Below are 18,582 nucleotides of genomic sequence, written 5' to 3'. Positions count from 1 at the left end.
GATTGAACGCTCCCAATGGCAATTGCAATGCTTGTAATTGCAATGCTTGTGCCCGGATGGGCACAGCGTTTATTGCCGCCTTGACATTCAGTTCATAATAGCTTCGGATATTAGCTATCTAATCCTGCATCGGGCTGGCACGAGGTGCCATTTGTTCGATGTTCTTTTTTGGGGATCGCGATGGACGAGGCATCATCCGGGGCGGCTGCGGGCGGTTTGGTCAAGAACGGCGCCGAGCACGTCGCAAGCGTGCGGGACGGCAGGGCGGTCTTTCTCGACGGCGAGCGCGTCGCCGATGTATCGACGCATCCTGCCTACCGTCATGCCGTCGAGTCGGCCGGTGTGCTGTACGATTATCAGGCGCATCCCGACAATCTGGAGCGGATGACTTTTGACGTCGGCGGCGGCCGGCGCATCAGCCGCGCCTGGCAGCTCCCGAGGAGCTATGAGGATCTGGTCGAGCGTCGAAAGGCGCTGGTGGAGTGGGCCGAATTGTCATGCGGCTATCTCGGCCGGTCACCGGACCACGTCGCGTCTTCGATGTCCGGCATGATGATGGGCATCGAGGTTTTCGAAAATTATGACCCGAAGCGCGCTCAGGCGTTTCGCGACTGGTTCGACTACGCCCGCAAGAGCGACCTGTTTATGACTTACGTCATCAACAACGTGCAGGGCGACCGCTCCAAGGCGTTTGGCAGTCAGGGCAAGGGCGCCGAGGACATGGTGGCCCGTATCGTCGACGAGGACGCTTCCGGCATCACCATTCGCGGCGCCAAGCTGTTTGCCACCAGTGCGATCATGGCGAATGAGCTGTTTGTGGGCTCCGGCCAGCCGCTCCGGCCGGGTGAGGAGCATCTGGCATTTTCCTGTGCGCTGCCGATGGGCACCAAGGGATTGAAAATGCTGTCGCGAAAGTCGTTCGAGGCGCACGCGGTCAGCGAATACGATAATCCGCTCGCCTATCGCTACGACGAGAACGATGCCCTGGTGTTCTTCGACGACGTCAAGGTGCCGTGGGAACGCGTCTTCCTGCTGCGCAACACCGACATGTGCCGAGCGCAGCTCCACGATACGCCGGCGCACATCTATCAGAACTATCAGGCGCAGATCCGGCTTTCGGTCAAGCTGCGGTTTCTGGTCGGCCTGGCGCGCGGCATTGCGCAGACCATCGGCACCATCAATTTCCCGCCGGTGGTCGATACGCTCGGCAAGCTCGCGTCGCAGGCCGCGCTGATCGAGGGCATGGTGTTCGGCATGGAAGCCGGCGGCGCCATGCGCGGCGAATATTTCCTGCCCAACAAGCATCTGCTTTATGCGGCGCAGGTCCAGTCGCAGGAAATGTACCCGCAGATCATCAGCACTATCAGGGAATTGGCCGGTGGAGCGCTGTTGATGCTGCCGTCATCGGTGCGGGATTTTGCCAATCCGGACCTGGCCGACATCATCTCGCTCACTCAGATCTCGCCGGCGATGAGCGGCGAGCAGCGGGTCAAGATGCTGAAAATGACCTGGGATGCGGTCGGCTCGGAATTCGCTTCGCGCCATCTGCAGTACGAGATGTTCTACGCCGGTGCGCAGTTCGTCACCCGCGGTCACAGCTATCGCACCTATGACTGGGATCGCGCCTCAGGCCTCGCCGACCGATTGGCGAGCAAGTACCGGTTGCCGGATTTCGAGAATTAGAAGCGTTTTCGAGCGAAGTGGACCCCGGTTCGCGTGAAGAAAACGCGTCAGGTCTAATGCGCGGCGCCTGAGAAGTCGCGGGGCAGGCGGTTTTCCGCGACGCGCACGTTGCGGATGCCGGCCGGCGTGTTGCGGCTGCGACCCACAAAGCGCGGAACGCCTGCCGTCAATACGGCTGATACCGCGGGGACGTCGCCGTTACGCAATGCCGACAAGGCGTCATCCTGCGAGCCGCCGGCGCAGGCATCGATGAGGAGCACGTCGGCGTCCTTGCCGGGCTGCAGCAGGCCGGTGTTGAGCCGATAGACGCGCGCGTTGTTGCCGGTCGCCGCGGCGATCGCCTGTTCCGGCGGCATGCCGCCGAGGCTTGCGAGGTGGCTGATCGTGTAGAACATGCCGAGCGGCATGATGCCGCTTCCGGTCGGCGTATCGGTGGCGATCAACAGCCGCTCCGGCTGGCCCGCATCATCGAGCAGTTTGGCCGTCAGCAGCGCGGTGCGCAGATTGCCCGCGGTGCAAAGCTGCAAGGCAATGGTGCTCTCGTTGACCAGCCGGGCAAAGCCCGCCTCCGGCATTGCCACCGGACCGCCATTGACGTGAAAGGACACGGTGGGATTGGACGCCAGCACATGCTCGGCCCAGATCCCTGACGAGCCTGGGATTGACGAGCCGCCGGTGTGCATGGTGGTCACCATGCCCAATCGTCGCGCCGCCAGCATCAATGGTGCATAGTCGAAGGGCGTGGCAAATGCGCCGAACCCAGCCTTGGCAAGCCAGATGCCGGCACCTGCGAGTTCCTCGAGATCACCTTCAGTGAGGCCAGGCTCGAGAATGACCGAGCCGGCATGAACCCGCACGCCGCCGGGACGATAATCCAGGAAGCAGGCCCGCGCCGCCAGCGCTAGCGCCTTGACGCCGGCCGCATCCTTCGGCCGGCCCGGCACATGCACCTCCGATGCGGTGATCGCCGTCGTCGTGCCGCCGTGCAGATAGCTTTCGAGATAGCCGACGACGCGCTGGCGCGGGGTGTAATCGCCGAACGTGATGTGCACGTGGCTGTCGATCAGTCCGGGCATCGCCGTCGTTCCCGCGGCATCAATCACCACGTCGCAAGCTGCGACCGCGTCAGCAGAAAGCGTTCCGATCTCGACGATCTTGCCGTCGTTGATCAGAATGCCGTCGCCCTTCGCGAAGGGAATGGCGAGGTCGCCCGTAACGATAGTGCCGATATTGACGATCGCGGTGCGCATGGAGTGTTTCCGTCTCGCTAGGGTCAGTGCAGTCCGTCCTCGCCGACGATGGCGTCGGCGGATAGGCCTCCAACGCGCGCGTTGAGGCGGCCGCGATTGGCGAGGCAGACGATCAGCGCGATTTCGTCGGCGGCCGGCGCGTCCGGCGGCAGCGTCACCGAGACGCCGTCGTAGTGTGAGCGGACGTAAAGGGCGTCCTTATGGGCCAATGGAACATCGATCAGGCACCCAGGCGCCGCGAGTTTCGTGAAGGAGGGGATCCAGGCCTTGGCGCCGCCGACGGCCTCCCGTAGCGGCGTCGCAAAGGTCGTGGTCAGCAAGGCGTTGGCATGCTCGAGTTCGCCGCCGAGGCCGACGACGCCGCCCTTGCCATAGCTTTCAGCCTTGTGCGGCCCGAGCGCCTCGATCGCCAGCTTGGCCAGCACTGCTCCAATCTCCGCGCTGGCAGCCGTCCCTTCGGACAAGTCTTCGACGTAGCGGCCGGCATAGGGATTCTGGATGATCGCGACCGCGGCAACGCGGCGCAGCGGCCTGGCGTGGCGCTGGCCAGCCTCGACCTCCTTGTGATCGGTGAAACAGAGCAGGCGCCTGACATCGAGTTTCATTTTAAATGGTCTCTCCCAAAACTGCCGCCGCAAATCTGCCGCATCAAATATGTTTGGGCAATAGCTTAGTTGCGAAGCGAGGGCATGGGCCAGGTGCTAACCTGAGGTGGATGCGGGGAGCGCGCGAGCCGAGGTAGCCCAGTCACGAAGCCTCACGATCCCACAGCGCGCGTTGGCGGCCACGCAATGTATTCTCGATCAGGTGTGCGGCCTCGTCCGCGGCATCGACCATGCCGGTCATCAGCTTGCGCATTTTTCGGAAGTCGGTTGCCGACAACCCGCGAAACAGCATGTCGTTGACCGGACGCTGTACCGCCGCCAACTCGCTGAGCAGGGTTCGGCCCTTCGGGCTTACCGCGAGGATGACCCGTCGCCGATCCTCCGAATCGGCGTCCTTGTGGACAAGGCCCCTGGCGACGAGCTTGTTGATCTCGATTGTGGCGAACGCGCCGCTGAAATGCAGATGTTCGGCGACCTGGTTCACGCCAATCTTCCTGTCCTTGCCGCTCAGATGTGCGACCGCGATCAGAACCGTATATTGCGTTCCGGACAGTCCGATCACTGCGCCAAGTTGACTCCGTACTGTCTGCAACCTTGCAAAAAAGCCGAGCGCGTCGTGAATGAAGCGTCGGAAGGCCCAGTCGGACCCATCCACCATCAAATGCGGGATCGAGACCGTTGGCTCAATTCGAGGCTTTTGTGCCTTCCGATTGGTCTTGGCCGTCCGTGATCTTGTCTTCGTCGGCATGAGTTCCTCGCTGTTGCGCCGCGATGTAACGTCTGGCACAAGCGCGAACGGCTTGCGTTGCGCTGCCGCAAAGTTCGGCGTCGGCTTGCTTGACAGCGGTCTTTTTGCCTCGATAATATAGCTTTGTTATAAAGCTAATTATGGGCTTGTGACTCCTGATGACCGCAACCTCAGATCTCGATGTGCGCGCCTTCCGCCGGGCGTTGGGGCAGTTTGCCACCGGGGTTGCCGTCATCACCGCGCAGGCCGCCGACGGAAGCGCGATCGGGTTGACCATGAGCTCGTTCAATTCCGTCTCGGTCGATCCTCCACTGATTCTGTTCTCGATCGACCGCAAGGCATTCAGTTTGGCTGCGATGACGGAAGCCAAGGGCTATGCCGTAAACATCCTGGGTCATGATCAGCAACATCTGTCGAACCAATTCGCCCGGGCGCTCGGCGACAAATGGACCGCGGTGGAGCACACGATCGGCCATATGTCGGCGCCGCTGCTCGCCGGCGCGCTGGCGCATTTCGAATGCGTGCCCTATGCGCAGTATGACGGAGGTGACCATGTGATCTTCGTCGGGAGGGTCGTGCGGTTTTCCGCCCATCCTCCCAAAGAACCGCTTATATTCTTTGGTGGGGCCTATCGCAGCCTCGCCGGAACCGAAAGCAGCCCGGAATGGCCGCTTCCAATGCACTACTAAATCCATCCAGGGGATCTCGAGGCCTTCATGATCAAGACTGGCGCACAGCACATTGCGAGCCTACGCGACGGACGCGAAGTTTATCTTGATGGCGAACTGGTGACCGATGTCACCACTCACCTGGCGTTCCGCGGCGCGGTGGCCTCAGTCGGTCGGATGTTCGACTTCCAGAGCGCGCCGGAAAATCGCGATCTCATGACATTCGAGACCGACACCGGCACGCGCGCCAATCGCATCTGGGAGTTGCCCGGCAGCTACGACGCGCTGGTCAGGCGCCGGCGCGGCCTGGAAGCCTGGACCGAGTTGCATGCCGGCTTCATGGGCCGGGCGCCGGACCATGTCGCCTCATGCATCGCGGGCATGTATATGGGGCTCGAGGTTTTCGAGGCCTATGACAAGGAGCGCGCCAAGGCGCTTGCAGACTATTACCGCTATGCTCGCGACAACGATCTCTATCTGACTTACGTCATCATCAATCCACAGGCGGACCGTTCGAAGAGCGCCGCCGGGCAGGCCGATCCATACCTGAGCGCGGGCATCGTGTCGCGCGATGCCGACGGCATCACCGTGCGCGGCGCCAAGATGCTGGCGACCGGCGGGATCATGGCCAACGAGGTGTTCGTCACCTGCATCCAGCCGTTGCAGCCGGGCGATGAAAAATACGCGATCTCCTTTGCGATCCCGATGAACACCAAGGGATTGAAGATCCTCTCGCGCAAATCCTACGAGGCGGCGGCGGGGGCGGTGTTCGACAGCCCGCTGGCGAGCCGCTTCGACGAGAACGATGCGGTTCTGTATTTCGACGACGTCAAGGTGCCCTGGAACAGGGTGTTCATCGTCGATGATATCGCGATGTGCCAGAAGCAGTTCCATGTCACGCCGGCACATGTTTATCAGAACTACCAGGCCATGATCCGCCTCTCGATCAAGTTGCGCTTCCTTGCAGGAATCGCGCACCGTATCGCGGAAACCAATGGCATCATCGGTTTCCCGCAGGTCAAGGAGACGCTCGGCCAGCTTGCGGCCGAAGTCAGCATGGTGGAAGCGTTCATGGTCGCGATGGAGACCAAGGGCCAGCAGCGCGGCGCCTATTTCGTGCCGGATCGGCAGATGCTCTACGGGGCGCAGACCATGACGCAGCAGCTCTATGCCAAGATCATCAACGCGCTGCGCGAACTTGCCGGCGGCGGCATGATCATGCTGCCGTCCTCCGTGAAGGATTTCGACAATCCGGATCTGGCCAAGCTGATCGGCAAGACCCAGCAGTCGCCGGCCGCCGGCGCCGTGGACAAGGTGAAGTTCTACAAGCTCGCCTGGGATGCGGTCGGCTCGGAATTCGCCTCGCGGCATGCGCAATATGAAATGTTCTATGCCGGTGCGACCTTCGTCACCAAGGGGCATGCCTTCCGCACCTATGACTGGCAGAAGTCGGCGGCGTTGCTCGACAAGATGCTGTCGAGTTACGATCTGGCGGACGAATTGACCAATGACCAAAAACCGGCTTCATCGTCCCGGGCGGTCGCCTAAACCTCAGGAAAGTCGAAAATGGCAATCAACAAGCTTCACGACGAATTCCGCGCCATCGATATGTCCAGCGGGTGGGAGACGCCCGCGGGCTATCCGGCCGGTATCCAGCAGAAGATCCTCTCGGGCGCCCTGGACGAGGTGAACAAGCGTGGCAGCCGCACTCGCCTGCTTCGATTCGAGCCGGGCGTTTACACGACCAAGCCGTTCGTGCACGAATATTGGGAAGAGGTCTTCCTGTTTTCGGGCGACCTGATCGTCGGCAATGACGAGCAGGGCAATGGAGGCGAGTCGTTCAAGCCGAATACCTATGCCTGCCGCCCACCGGGCGTCTATCATGGACCATTCAAGTCGGTGACCGGCTGCCTTCTGATGGAGATCCACTATTTCGATCCGGCCTGAGGGCGAGCCGAGGCGTCTGATCGTCGGCATCACCGGAGCATCCGGCGCCACTTATGGCGTCCGGCTGTTGCGGCTGTTGAAGTCGACGCCGATCGAGACTCATCTAGTGATGAGCCGCTCGGCAAAGATCACGCTGACCCGGGAACTGGACGTCAAGGTCTCGGACGTGACGGCCTTGGCGGACGTCGTCCACCAGGCCGACAATATCGGCGCCTCGATCTCAAGCGGCTCGTTCAAGACGCTCGGAATGGTGATCGCGCCGTGTTCGATGCGGAGCCTTGCCGAGATCGCCAGCGGCGTGACGTCGTCGCTGGTGACCCGTGCCGCCGACGTGGTGTTGAAGGAGCGGCGCCGGCTCGTGCTGATGGTGCGCGAGGCGCCGCTGCATCTCGGCCATCTCAAGTCGATGGTGGCTGCGACGGAAAGCGGCGCCATCGTCTATCCGCCGGTGCCGGCGTTCTACGCGCGCCCCGAGAGCCTCGATCAAATGGTTGACCACACGCTCGGCCGCGTCCTCGACCTCTTTGATATCTCGACCGATGTGGTCAGTCGTTGGCAGGGGCTCGTGCCTGCCGACACCAAGGAATCGCGTTGAGCGGCGAGGCGCCTGGGCCGGAGCGTGGCGCCTCGGCGGGCGCGAGCCAGGAGATCGATGCGGAAAGCTGGGCGTTTGCGCTGGAGCTTTATGCCGAGCCCGGTATCGCCGATGCCTGCCTTCAATTGCAGAACGAATGCGGCGTCGACGTCATGATGTTGTTGATGGCGACGTTTGCCGCCGTTCGCCGTGGGGTCGCACTGGCGCCATCCGATGTTGCAGGGATGGACGCGGCATGTCGCGGCTGGCGTGAGCAGATCGTGCTTCCCCTGCGCGCGCTGCGCACGACGTTGAAGTCGGGCCCTGCGCCGGCGCCAAACGAGCAGACCGAGAAATTGCGGTCGAGCATTAAGGCCGCCGAACTGTCCGCCGAACGGTTGCAGAATGAAGTGCTCGCGCAATGGCTTGCGAAGCTGCCCTCGCAGTCGCGTGCACTGCAGCGTAACGACATTATCAGTGCGTCGCGAGCCGTGATTGATTTCGCGCTGCAACGGCGCGGAGGCGAGCCGAGCGCGGCGCAGCTCTCGCTGATCGACGTGATCGTCGATAGGGCGCTTGGAATTTCCAGCTAAGTCTGCGCGCGCCGCGCGTACATCTTCACCACGATGTGCCTAGCAAGCAGGCTTGACTAGCTTTATTGCTTAGCTATTCTTGTTTGGCAATTTTTAGAGCATGATCCGGAAAAGTGGAAACCGGTTTTCCGAAAAGATCATGCTCAAACAAAGAGATGAGATCATGATCCGATTTCTTCCAATCGGATCATGATCTAATAGGATCGATCTTGCAGCCTGAAGTTCTCGATACGCGTTTCCGTTCGGCGCTGGCCCGTCTGGCACAGCGTGGCCGCATCCTCACCTATGAAAAGCCGGTCGATCCGCATCTCGAACTCGCCGCGATGCTGAAGAAGCACGACGGCAAACAGGTCTTGCTGTTTCCGTCGGTCAAGGGCGCGGACGTTCCGGTCGTCGGCAATCTCCTGAGTTCGAGGGAAAACTGCGAAGCCGGCTTCGGGCTTGATTTCAGGGGCATCCGCGGTCTCGTGCAGCGCGCCCTCGGTGGTCCGCTGAAGCCGGAGCTTGTGAGCGAAGTTCCCGTTCAGGAAGTGGTGCTGCGCACCGGCTTTGACATTACGAAGACTATCCCTGCGTTGTTTCACGCGCCGGGCGACGCGGGCCGCTACATCACCGCCGGCATCGTGGTGGTGAAGGATCCGGTCACCGGCATCTACAACGCCTCCTACCATCGCCTGCAGCTATTGCGGCCTGACCGGGTCGCGATCAAGCTCGACTTCGGTCGTCACCTGCGGCTCGCATTCGAGCGCGCCAAGGAGCAGGGCAAGTCGCTCCCGGTCGCGGTCTGCATCGGCGCCGACCTCGCACTGCACTTCACCGCGGCGACCATGGGTTCGCAGATGCCGGAAAGCGCCGACGAGCTTGCCGTTGCGGGTGGGCTGGCGGGCCGGCCGCTTACGGTCGGTAAGGCGGTGTCGCAGGATCTCCTGGTGCCGGCGGAGAGCGAGTTTGTCCTCGAAGGTGAGATTCTCGCCGACGAGGTCGCCCCCGAGGGACCATTCGGCGAGTTCGTCGGCTTCGCCGCGCCGGCGGCCGACGCGCCGGTCCTGAAGATCACCGCCGTCACGCATCGGCTGCGGCCGATCTACCACGTCATTAACGGCTTCGGGCGCGAGACCATCATCCTGCGGAAATACGTGCTGGAGGCCAGCCTGCTGAAAGTGCTGCAGTCGGCGATTCCGATCGTGACTGACGTCGAGATGACGTCAGGCGGCCTGCATCGCTTCCACGCGGTCATTCAAGTCCGCAAGCAGAGCCGGCAGCACAATGGGCTTCAGCGCAACGCGATCCTGGCCGCGTTCGGTGCGCTGAAGGATCTCGATCTCATCACCGTAGTCGACCACGACATCGACATCCGCGATCCCATCGACGTGGAATACGCGGTGGCGACGCGGATGGAAGCGTCTGTCGACCTGTTTCTCATCCCGGGTGCGCGCGGCCACGAATATGTGCGCGTCAGCAAAGAGGGCGTGCGGACCAAGCTCGGCATCGACGCCACAGTGCCGTTCGAGGATCAGGACAAGTTCCGGCGGGTCGAATTCGCGCCGACGCCGGTCGAGCTCAGCGAATTCACGGCGGGCGAGACGGTTGCCAGGAGCGCGCTCGGCCTTGCGGGATCGAACATCACCTGAATCATTCTCACGAAATAGATCACATGCGGGGAAACGAAAGATGATGCGAATTGCGGCGGCCGTTCTGTCGGCAGGCATGGCATTGAGCGCCACGGCGGCATCGGCGCAGGAGTGGCCGAGCAAAACGATCAAGCTGGTCGTGCCCTATGCGCCCGGCGGCTACACCGATTCGGTCGCGCGCATCACAGCGCGGTATCTAGAGAAGGAATTAGGGCAGACGGTGATCGTCGACAACCGCGCCGGCGGCGGCGGCATTGTCGGCTCGGACCTCGTGGCGAAGTCGCCCGGCGACGGTTACACGCTGTGCATCTGCAGCGTGGGGGCCATTTCGGTCGCTCCGGTCGCGCAAACGACGTCGTATGATCCGGTGAAAAGCTTCAAGCCGGTCAGTGTCGTCAGCACGATTCCGCAGACCGTGATCGTCAACCCGTCGCTCCCGATCAACACGATGCAGGATCTCGTTGCCTATGCCAAGGCCAACCCTGGCAAGCTGAGCTATGGGTCCAGCGGCGCCGGCGGCCTGATGCATTACTCGGTGCAGCTATTCGATGCGCGGAACGGGACCAAGATGACGCACGTTCCGTTCAAGGGCGGTTCGCCGGCCACGGCCGCCGTGGTGTCGGGCGAGGTCAATTTGTCCTTCACCAACATGACCGATGCGTTGCCGCAGATGGAGGCCAACAAGGTGCGCGCGCTGGCGGTGACGTCGGCCAAGCGCAACGAGTTCGCGCCGCAATTGCCGACAGTGTCTGAAACGGTGACGCCGGGCTACAGCGTCGAATCCTGGAACGGCCTGATGGCGCCGGCCAGCACGCCGGACTCGATCATCGCCAAACTGTCGGACGTGCTGAAGAAGATGGCGGCCGACCCCGAGGTCAAGAAGAGCATGGCGGTGGTCGGCGCCTCGACCGAGTTCACGACACCAGACGAATACAAGGCGCAGATCGCCGCTGAAGTCGAGCAGTGGCGCGAGCTCCTCAAGGAAATCGCCGAGAAGAAGAACTGACTCACCTCGGGATAGGTGAGCGGGAGGCAATATCAGCATGAGGTCACCTGCCGGGCGGCGCGGCCACAACACCGACTTCTATTCCGGCTTGCTGCTGGTAGCGGTCGCGACGGTCGCGCTGCTTTATATCCGAACGCTCTCAGTCGGCACCGTCCTGGAGATGGGGCCAGGCTACTTCCCGCTCGGGCTTGCGCTCGTTCTGTTGGGCATGGGGCTTTGCCTTGCCGTCAAGGGACTGCTCGCTGAAGGCAATCCGATCGGATCGTTCCATCTGCGGCCATTGATCTGCGTCCTGCTATCGTTCACGGCCTTCGGCGTGCTGGTCGAGCGCGCCGGGTTGATCATTGCGATCCTGGCTCAGGTGGCGATTGCGCATTTCGCGTCCGTCGAGACCCGTTGGCAGCAAAGCCTCGTGAGCGGCGTGCTGCTCGCGGCGGCGTCAGCCGTGATCTTTGTGTGGCTTCTCAAGATTCCGGTGGACCTGCTGCCATGACCGATGTGTTCGCCCAGCTTGGTCATGGCTTCGCCGTCGCCGCGACGCCGATAAATCTATTCTTCTGCCTGGTCGGTGCCATCTTCGGCACGCTGATCGGTGTGCTGCCCGGCCTTGGCCCGGTCGCCACGATCTCGTTATTGCTGCCCGCGACCTATGCGCTCAGTCCGGTCTCCGCGATCATCATGCTGGCCGGCATCTACTACGGCGCCCAGTATGGCGGATCGACCACGGCGATCCTGGTCAATATTCCCGGCGAATCCACCTCCGTGGTCACCGCGATCGACGGCTACAAGATGGCCCAGCAGGGCAGGGCGAGCGAGGCGCTCGCGATCGCAGCCATCGGGTCGTTCATCGCGGGATGCATCGGCACGGTCGTCATCGCGCTTCTTGGACCGCCGCTCGCCTTGATGACGCAGCAATTCGCCTCGCCGGACTATTTTTCGCTGATGGTGCTCGGGCTCGTCTCGGCGGTGGTGCTCGCCAACGGTTCGGCGTTTCGCGCCATTGCGATGATCTTTCTCGGCCTGCTGCTCGGCATGGTCGGCATGGACCTCAACACCGGCGAAGCCCGCATGACGTTCGGCCTCGTTGAACTGTCCGACGGCATCAATTTCGTCGCGCTTGTCATGGGGCTGTTCGGCGTCGCCGAAGTGATCTCCAATCTCGAAGGGGCATCGGTCCGCATCGTCAACCAGATGCGGATCGGCACCATCTGGCCATCGTTCAGCGCATTGCGAGGTGCCTGGGGGGCCGTTTTGCGCGGCACCGCCCTCGGCACGTTGTTCGGCATCCTGCCGGGCGGTGGTGCGACCATCGCGTCGTTCTCGGCCTACGCCCTCGAGAAGCGCGTCGCCAAAGATCGGTCACGGTTCGGCAATGGCGCCATTGAAGGCGTGGCAGGACCCGAAAGCGCCAACAATGCCGCGGCGCAGACCTCGTTCGTGCCGTTGCTGACGATGGGCATCCCGACCAGCGCCACCATGGCGTTGATGGTTGGCGCCTTGACGCTGCACGGCATCGCGCCCGGACCCATGATCATCTCCCGGCAGCCGGACCTGTTCTGGGGCCTGATCGCCAGCATGTTCCTCGGCAATGCAATGCTGGTGATCATCAATCTGCCGATGATCGGCATCTGGGTTCGTCTGCTCGCAGTTCCATACCGGCTGCTTTATCTGGTCATCGTCGTCATCTGCGCCATCGGCGTCTACTCGGTGAATAATTCGAGCTTTGACGTTTACATGACGGTCGGCTTTTCCCTGCTGGGTTACGTCCTGCGCAAGCTCGACGCCGAGCCGGCGCCATTGTTGATGGGCTTTGTGCTCGGACCCATGGTCGAGGAGAATTTCCGGCGCAGCCTGATCACCTCGCATGGCGATCCCATGGTCTTCCTGCAGCGGCCGATAAGTCTCGCGCTGCTCCTGATCTCGGCAGCGTTGCTGATCTCGATCATGATGCCGGCGATCAGGCAGCGCCGCGTCGAAGTCTTCCAGGAATGAGCGGCCGGCAGGACGCCCATCGCGCAACCAGGAACGAGCCCGTGAACAAGCATGATCCGGTGCAACCGGCCGGTCCGGTAACGGCTTTGCGCAGCGGCGGCCAGCTATTGGTCTCCGCATTGCGCATCAATGGCATCGACCGAATGTTCGGCGTGCCCGGCGAGAGCGCGCTGCCGATTTTCGACTCGTTATTGGATGCAGGCATCCACTTCGTGACCTGTCGTCATGAGGCCACGGCTTCGCATATGGCGGAAGCGGACGGCAAGATTTCCGGACGCCCCGGGGTTTGCGTCGTCAGCCGCGGCCCCGGCGCGATGCACGCCGCGATCGGATTGCATACCGCCTGGCAGGATTCGACGCCGATGATCCTGATCATCGGACAGGTGCCGCGCAGCCACCGCGGCCGCGAGGCATTTCAGGAAATCAACTACGTCAGAACATTCGACGACATGACGAAATGGGTCGGCGAGGTGCAGTCGCCGGACCAGATTCCCGAGTTCGTCAATCGTGCCTTCCACATTGCGATGCAGGGGCGTCCCGGCCCGGTGGTGCTGTCGTTCCCCGAAGACGTCCTTAGTGCCATCAGCGATGCCGCCGATGCGCTCCCTGCGCAGATTGTCGAGACCGCGCCGTCAGATCAGCAAATAGCGCGGGTCGGCGAACTGCTCAGTCGAGCCGAGAAGCCGCTCGTTATCGTCGGCAATCTCGGCTGGATGCCGGAGGCGGCCGAGCAATTCAAGGCGTTCGTTGCGCGCAACGAGCTGCCGGTCGTTGCAGGCTTCCGGTCGCAGGACGTGCTGGACAATCGAAGCCCGAACTATGTCGGCGATCTCAGCCTCGGCTGCAGCAAGGCCTTGATGGAGCGCGTCAAGGCGGCAGACCTGCTCCTGGTGATCGGGGACAGGCTTGGCGATGTCACCACCAACCATTTCTCATTGCTCGACGTGCCGACGCCGAAGCAAGTCCTGATCCATGTGTTCCCGGCAGCCGAAGAGCCCGGCAGGACCTATAATCCGACACTCGCGATCCAATCGAGATCGTCCAATTTCGTCGCCGCGCTCGCGAAGCTGCGGCCACTGGATGCAAAGCCGTGGGCTACATGGCGCGAGGAGTCACGCCAGGCTCTGGTCAACTATCAGTCGCCACGGCCCGATACGGCGAGCTTCGATCTCTCCAAGGTGATCGCCCATCTCAATCGCGTATTGCCTGATGATGCCATTGTCACCAATGGCGCCGGGAACTATACGATCTGGCTGCATCGCTATTACGGCTACCGGCAACTCGGCACGCAGATTGCGCCGAAGTCCGGCTCGATGGGCTATGGCCTGCCGGCGGCGATCGCAGCGAAGCTGCGTCATCCGGACCGCACGGTGGTCTGTCTCGCCGGCGATGGTTGCTTCATGATGGCGTCGCAGGAGTTTGCGACCGCGGTTCAGCACAAGCTTCCGATCATTGTCATCATCGTCAATAACGGTATGTACGGCTCGATCCGGATGCATCAGGAGAGCCATTTTCCGAATCGACCGAGCGGCACGGATCTGCTGAATCCGGATTTCGCGGCCTTGGCGAAATCGTATGGGGTGCACGGCGAGATTGTCGATCACCACGATCAATTCCCCGATGCCTTTGCGCTGGCTGTAAAGGCAGATCGGCCGACCGTCATCGAACTGCGCGTCAATCGCAATCAACTCACCCCGGATCGTAGCCTGTAAAAGTTCGGCTCAAGAAATCGCGCCTACATGGAACGGACATGAAGAACGACATCGAATTCACTTTGGTTGCCGAGAACGCCGCAACGCCGCTCAAATTGTCGATCACGCAGGCGGTGATCGCCGGCTGGACCGGGCGCGATCCGGTCGCGCGCGATAAGCACATTGCCGAGCTTGCGGCGATCGGCATCGCGCCGCCGGCCTCGACGCCGATCTATTACCGATGTGCCGCGCGCAGGCTGACAACCGCCGGCAGCATTGAATGCACCGGCACCGAGTCGAGCGGAGAGGTCGAGTTCGTGCTGTTTGGATTTGAGGGGCGTACGCTCGTCGGCGTCGGCTCTGATCACACCGATCGCAAGGTCGAAACCTACAACATCACGGTGTCCAAGCAGATGTGCGACAAGCCCGTGGCGCCGATGCTGTGGGATCTCGCCGAAATCGAAGGCCACTGGGACCAGATCATGCTGCGATCCTGGGCGACGATCGCCGGCGAACGCGTGCTTTATCAGGAAGGCGCGCTGAGCGGAATGCTGCCGGTGCCCGATCTCATCGAGCGCGGATTTGGCAGTGGCAAACTGCCTGACGGCTGCGCCATGTTCTGCGGCACCTTCGCCGCCAAGGGTGGCATCCGCCCAGCCAGCCGCTTCGATTATGTGATCGAAGATCCGGTCCTGAAGCGCAGCATCAGCCACGGCTACGAGATCATCACGCTGCCGGTGCTAGGCTAAATCCCTACGCCGGGACTTCACACCCGGCGCTGTCAACTTCGCAGAAGCGCTTGTAAAGCCACTTCTGCCCGTCATGCCGGCGCCACACGCGGCCATGCACCAGTTTTCCGGTGATCGATCGCCGAGGGACGATGACGATCCATAGATGCCAAAGTCTCGTCCAGGATGGCTTTGGACGGCGGGCGATCATCAGCGGTGTTTCCAACGCTGGAACGAAACCCATCGGGCGGAGTATAATCGCCCGATGGGCATCGCCATGTTAGTCCCGGCAAGGGCAATTTCCGGCGAGGCCGATGCTATCGCGACCGTGCGCGCGGTCTCAATGACATTCGGTCGTTAAGCTTGATGCTGGCGATTCCGGTTAATTCTGGAACTCGGTCGACGCTTTCCTGTCCGGGTCTCGATCATTCTTGTTGCCTTCGGAGAGGCGGACGCGCCGCTCATAGTGTTGCGCCAATTGCAGCAGGCGTCGCTTGATCAAGGGATCAGCTTGCTCCGCAATAGCGCGAACCGCACGCGCTCTTTCTCTGCAAAACTCGTCATCCATTCGATTGGTCCCCGCAGACATTCCGCAAGCGCGAGAGACCTTAGCGTGGTTGACCCGATTTAATTGTGATCGAGATCACACCTCCAGGTCAAAGTCGAAGCGAGTTCCAGCTACGCGGTGACGCATATCTCGACATACGCCGTGATCTGCAAGACTTCCGCACATCCGGATTGGAGCGACGGCATTCAAATTTGACGGGGCAACGTAGGAGTTTGATATCGGAAGAGCAGCGATCCTCGCAAATCTTCCAGCACTCGTATCGACGGCAACGCAATCATTGCCTGTCCTGGCAAACAAAGCTGGTTTCATTTCATTGACTGAAGATCGATCGCTCTTACGATTTGCTGATCATAGTTTCGTCTCCGCCGACGCTTCAGCGACCGAGGCATGGCGGAGCAACAGGATCGCGCAACCATGTCTAGCCTCGAAATGCTCATGCTGCTCGAACTTGCATATGGCCGCCCGGCATCGCTTCGAAGGGTTGAAGAACCTTCGCCGGTAGCGCGTCGACTGCGTCGGCGCCTCCGGCGGTTGGTCGCTCTGGTGCGAAGGTCGCAGTGGCCGGCAACGCGGCGGCGTCAGCACGGCAGCCTGGGTGGGGTTTTCCGGATCGTCCCCTAGAAGAAGCCCTTGGCCGGCAGCGCTGTGCCGCTGATCTCGTATTGCCCGATCGAGCGCGCCTTGAAGTTGGTGGGGTTGTGTGAGGACAGGGTCCGAGCGTTGCGCCAGTGGCGGTCGAAGTTGGTGACCTTCTTGGTGGCGGAGGCGCCGCCGACATCGAACAACAGGCTGCCGGCGCGGATCGCGAATTCGTCCGCCACGATCTTGGCCTTTGCCGACAGCAGCGCAGCCTTGTGCGCCGCCTCGACTGCGTCGGCGGCGCCCGCGTCGAACGCATCGGTCGCGACGTCAAGCGCTTCAGCCGCCGCCAGCACCACGGTCTCGGCAGCGAAGGCGCCGCTTGCGATCTGGCCGACGGTCTGCTGCAGCAGGGGATCGTCGGTCGGGGTCTGGCTCGGCGCATAATAGAAGGTCCGCTTGCGGGAGCGGACCAGGGCTGCTGCGTCGTGCAGGCTGGCGCGCGCAATGCCGGCGACGATCGCGGTCAGGAACAGTTGCGCGAACGTGTTCGAATAGGGCACCCCATAACCGATGTCAGGCGCATCGAACACGACCTCCTGCCGCTTGACCTTCACATCGCGGAAATGGGTCGTGCCGGTTGCCGTCAGCCGCTGGCCGAGGCCGTCCCAATCGTCAATCAGCTCAACGCCGTCCCGCTTCACCGGAACGATCGTCGCGCCCATCGCCCCGGTGGGATCGGCGGCGCGCACTAGCACGTAGTCCGAATAGAGCGTGCCGGTGCTGTAATATTTCGTCCCGTTCAGCAGGAAGTCGCCGTTCCCGTCCGGCGTCAGCGTCGTGTTGGGCGTGATGTCGCCGACCTTCGGGCTCTCCAGCTCGGTGGTCGCCAAGCCGATGATGGCACCTTCGGCGACCGCCTTCTGCCATTCCCGGCTCTGCTTGTCCTTAGGCGTGCGCACCAGGCGCTCGACCACGCTGAAATGGTTGCGAAGGATATGTGCGACATTGGCATCGGCTTCACCAAGACTGATCACGACCTCGAACAATTCACGGATCGTGCTGCCGGCGCCGCCGGCTGCCGTCGGGAGTCGCAGCGCGCCCAGCCGCGCCTTGCGGATCAGGTCGATCTCCTGGAACGGAAGGACACGGTCGCGCTCGCGTTCGCTGGCGCCTTTCGCAATATGCTTCAAGAGCGCCTCAATATCCGGGGAGCGGGGATCGAGACGGTGCGGAGACCCAAGCGAATGCGCGGATACAGGCTTGTTCATCGTTTAACCCGAAATGGAGATGAAGTGATCGTTCAGAGCTGAGCCAGGTGATCGGTGATCTTGACCGGCTCGGGCAAGACCTTGCGTGCCACCAGCCAGTCGGCGGCCTTCTGCAGGTCGGCGAGGAACTTTTCGTCATTGACCGGGAAGTAGCGGTACCGGCGGTTCAGCGCGATGAACTGGTCGCGCACCTGGTCGCTGTATTTGCCGGCTTTCTGCGCGATGTATTCGGCGTCCTTGCTGTTCTCCGAAATCCATTTGCCCTCAGCGCGGAAGGCGTTATTGACGGCGCGGACCAGCGCCGGATTGTCGGTCGCGAATTTGCGGGTGGTGAGGTAGGAAGTGTAGTCGATCTGGAAATCGAGGTCGCGCCCCTCGAGGAAGATGTCGTGCGCCTTGTATTCGAGGCGCGCGATGTCGACGCCGGGGCTCCACATCGACCATGCATCGACCTTGCCGGAGGCGAGCGCCGGCGCCGCATCGGGTGGATTGAGATAGACGAACTTCACCGCGGAGCGATCGACCTTGTGCTTCTCCAGTGCCGCGACCAGCAGGAATTCGCCGAGGCCCGAACGGTTCACCGCGACCGACTTGCCGACGAGATCTTCGATCTTGCTAATGCCGGAATCGTCCTTGGCGATGATCGCAGTGGTGCGCGGCTCGTAGACGACGAATTGCGTGAACACCAGCGGCGAGCCGGCGATGATCGCGGCCAGCGCGGGCGTGGTGCTGCCGCCGAAGCTGAAGTCGGCGCTGCCGCCGGTCACCGCCTGCAGGGTCGGTGCATGGTTCGGGAACGGTCCGAGCCATTCGACCTTGATGCCGTCCTTGGCCAAGAGCTTGTCGAACTCGCCGCGTTCCTTGGCGATCAGATTGAGGCCGCTGAGGCCCCAGGTCAGGCGGACGGTGTCGGTGGTTCGGCCGGTCGCCGATCGCGCGGTCTTGGGCAAGCCGAGGCCGGCGAGCGTGCCGAGGCCCGCGGCGGCAGAGCCGAGGAAACGGCGGCGCGACGGCTTTGCAAACGCGAAGTCAGACATGGATGAATGAT

General features: G+C 62.2%; 18 protein-coding genes. 12 read left to right on the top strand and 6 right to left on the bottom strand.

Features of this window, described 5'->3' with window-relative positions:
• The first annotated feature begins 180 nt into the window (after positions 1 to 180).
• Positions 181 to 1,683, top strand: coding sequence for a 4-hydroxyphenylacetate 3-hydroxylase N-terminal domain-containing protein (locus tag OZ411_RS14125; protein WP_282528430.1), 1,503 nt, complete (start codon positions 181 to 183; stop codon positions 1,681 to 1,683).
• A gap of 53 nt (positions 1,684 to 1,736) precedes the next feature.
• Here OZ411_RS14125 and OZ411_RS14120 read toward each other — a convergent pair whose 3' ends face one another.
• The 3 genes from OZ411_RS14120 to OZ411_RS14110 all read right to left on the bottom strand — a co-directional run bounded on the left by OZ411_RS14120 (position 1,737) and on the right by OZ411_RS14110 (position 4,100).
• On the bottom strand, positions 1,737 to 2,933 hold the full coding sequence (locus OZ411_RS14120; RefSeq protein ID WP_282528429.1) for an amidohydrolase family protein: 1,197 nt from the start codon (positions 2,931 to 2,933) through the stop codon (positions 1,737 to 1,739).
• A 23-nt stretch (positions 2,934 to 2,956) separates the two neighbouring features.
• Positions 2,957 to 3,538, bottom strand: a complete 582-nt coding sequence (locus tag OZ411_RS14115) for an amino acid synthesis family protein (RefSeq protein WP_282528428.1) — start codon at positions 3,536 to 3,538, stop codon at positions 2,957 to 2,959.
• Between the two features lie 142 nt (positions 3,539 to 3,680).
• On the bottom strand, positions 3,681 to 4,100 hold the full coding sequence (locus tag OZ411_RS14110; RefSeq protein ID WP_282528427.1) for a MarR family winged helix-turn-helix transcriptional regulator: 420 nt from the start codon (positions 4,098 to 4,100) through the stop codon (positions 3,681 to 3,683).
• A 344-nt stretch (positions 4,101 to 4,444) separates the two neighbouring features.
• On the opposite strand from OZ411_RS14110, the gene OZ411_RS14105 reads away from it, so the two are divergent.
• From OZ411_RS14105 to OZ411_RS14055, 11 genes are all read left to right on the top strand, one after another.
• On the top strand, positions 4,445 to 4,975 hold the full coding sequence (locus OZ411_RS14105) for a flavin reductase family protein (RefSeq protein ID WP_282528426.1): 531 nt from the start codon (positions 4,445 to 4,447) through the stop codon (positions 4,973 to 4,975).
• 27 nt (positions 4,976 to 5,002) lie between these two features.
• Positions 5,003 to 6,502, top strand: a complete 1,500-nt coding sequence (locus OZ411_RS14100; RefSeq protein WP_282528425.1) for a 4-hydroxyphenylacetate 3-hydroxylase N-terminal domain-containing protein — start codon at positions 5,003 to 5,005, stop codon at positions 6,500 to 6,502.
• Positions 6,503 to 6,520: 18 nt separating this feature from the next.
• Positions 6,521 to 6,901 carry a cupin domain-containing protein gene (locus OZ411_RS14095; protein ID WP_225705032.1) on the top strand — a complete coding sequence of 127 codons (381 nt, stop codon included), beginning with the start codon at positions 6,521 to 6,523 and terminating at the stop codon, positions 6,899 to 6,901.
• The gene (locus OZ411_RS14090) at positions 6,891 to 7,496 is read left to right on the top strand and encodes a UbiX family flavin prenyltransferase (RefSeq protein WP_282528474.1); all 606 of its coding nucleotides are present in this window, start codon (positions 6,891 to 6,893) and stop codon (positions 7,494 to 7,496) included. The genes OZ411_RS14095 and OZ411_RS14090 overlap by 11 nt, the downstream gene beginning before the upstream one ends.
• Entirely contained in the window at positions 7,493 to 8,068 is a 576-nt protein-coding gene (locus OZ411_RS14085; RefSeq protein ID WP_282528424.1) for a TIGR02444 family protein, read from the top strand. Before OZ411_RS14090 ends, OZ411_RS14085 begins: the two co-directional genes overlap by 4 nt.
• A 209-nt stretch (positions 8,069 to 8,277) precedes the next feature.
• Positions 8,278 to 9,699, top strand: a complete 1,422-nt coding sequence (locus OZ411_RS14080) for a UbiD family decarboxylase (RefSeq protein ID WP_282528423.1) — start codon at positions 8,278 to 8,280, stop codon at positions 9,697 to 9,699.
• A 40-nt stretch (positions 9,700 to 9,739) separates the two neighbouring features.
• The gene (locus OZ411_RS14075) at positions 9,740 to 10,705 is read left to right on the top strand and encodes a tripartite tricarboxylate transporter substrate binding protein (protein WP_165421184.1); all 966 of its coding nucleotides are present in this window, start codon (positions 9,740 to 9,742) and stop codon (positions 10,703 to 10,705) included.
• Between the two features lie 37 nt (positions 10,706 to 10,742).
• Positions 10,743 to 11,198: a tripartite tricarboxylate transporter TctB family protein gene (locus OZ411_RS14070; protein WP_130579754.1), complete on the top strand. Its 456-nt coding sequence runs from the start codon at positions 10,743 to 10,745 to the stop codon at positions 11,196 to 11,198.
• Positions 11,195 to 12,697 (top strand): tripartite tricarboxylate transporter permease, encoded by a 1,503-nt coding sequence (locus tag OZ411_RS14065; RefSeq protein WP_130579755.1) that lies wholly within the window; start codon positions 11,195 to 11,197, stop codon positions 12,695 to 12,697. The genes OZ411_RS14070 and OZ411_RS14065 overlap by 4 nt, the downstream gene beginning before the upstream one ends.
• Positions 12,698 to 12,738: 41 nt before the next feature.
• Complete coding sequence (locus OZ411_RS14060) at positions 12,739 to 14,409, top strand: thiamine pyrophosphate-binding protein (RefSeq protein ID WP_282528422.1); 1,671 nt, start codon at positions 12,739 to 12,741, stop codon at positions 14,407 to 14,409.
• A gap of 38 nt (positions 14,410 to 14,447) precedes the next feature.
• Positions 14,448 to 15,137, top strand: coding sequence for a DUF2848 domain-containing protein (locus tag OZ411_RS14055; protein ID WP_130579757.1), 690 nt, complete (start codon positions 14,448 to 14,450; stop codon positions 15,135 to 15,137).
• Between the two features lie 361 nt (positions 15,138 to 15,498).
• Here OZ411_RS14055 and OZ411_RS14050 read toward each other — a convergent pair whose 3' ends face one another.
• The 3 genes from OZ411_RS14050 to OZ411_RS14040 all read right to left on the bottom strand — a co-directional run bounded on the left by OZ411_RS14050 (position 15,499) and on the right by OZ411_RS14040 (position 18,571).
• A complete protein-coding gene (locus OZ411_RS14050) occupies positions 15,499 to 15,684 on the bottom strand; it encodes a hypothetical protein (protein ID WP_282528421.1) in 186 nt (61 codons plus the stop codon).
• A 617-nt stretch (positions 15,685 to 16,301) separates the two neighbouring features.
• The gene (locus tag OZ411_RS14045; RefSeq protein WP_349017009.1) at positions 16,302 to 17,534 is read right to left on the bottom strand and encodes an acyl-CoA dehydrogenase family protein; all 1,233 of its coding nucleotides are present in this window, start codon (positions 17,532 to 17,534) and stop codon (positions 16,302 to 16,304) included.
• A gap of 32 nt (positions 17,535 to 17,566) precedes the next feature.
• The gene (locus OZ411_RS14040) at positions 17,567 to 18,571 is read right to left on the bottom strand and encodes an NrtA/SsuA/CpmA family ABC transporter substrate-binding protein (RefSeq protein WP_282528419.1); all 1,005 of its coding nucleotides are present in this window, start codon (positions 18,569 to 18,571) and stop codon (positions 17,567 to 17,569) included.
• Positions 18,572 to 18,582: the final 11 nt, after the last annotated feature.

The organism is Bradyrhizobium sp. Arg237L (assembly GCF_029990105.1).
In the GTDB taxonomy this organism is placed as follows: domain Bacteria; phylum Pseudomonadota; class Alphaproteobacteria; order Rhizobiales; family Xanthobacteraceae; genus Bradyrhizobium.
The sequence above is the reverse complement of the archived record's forward strand: the minus strand, read 5'-3'. Positions and strand labels throughout refer to the sequence as shown.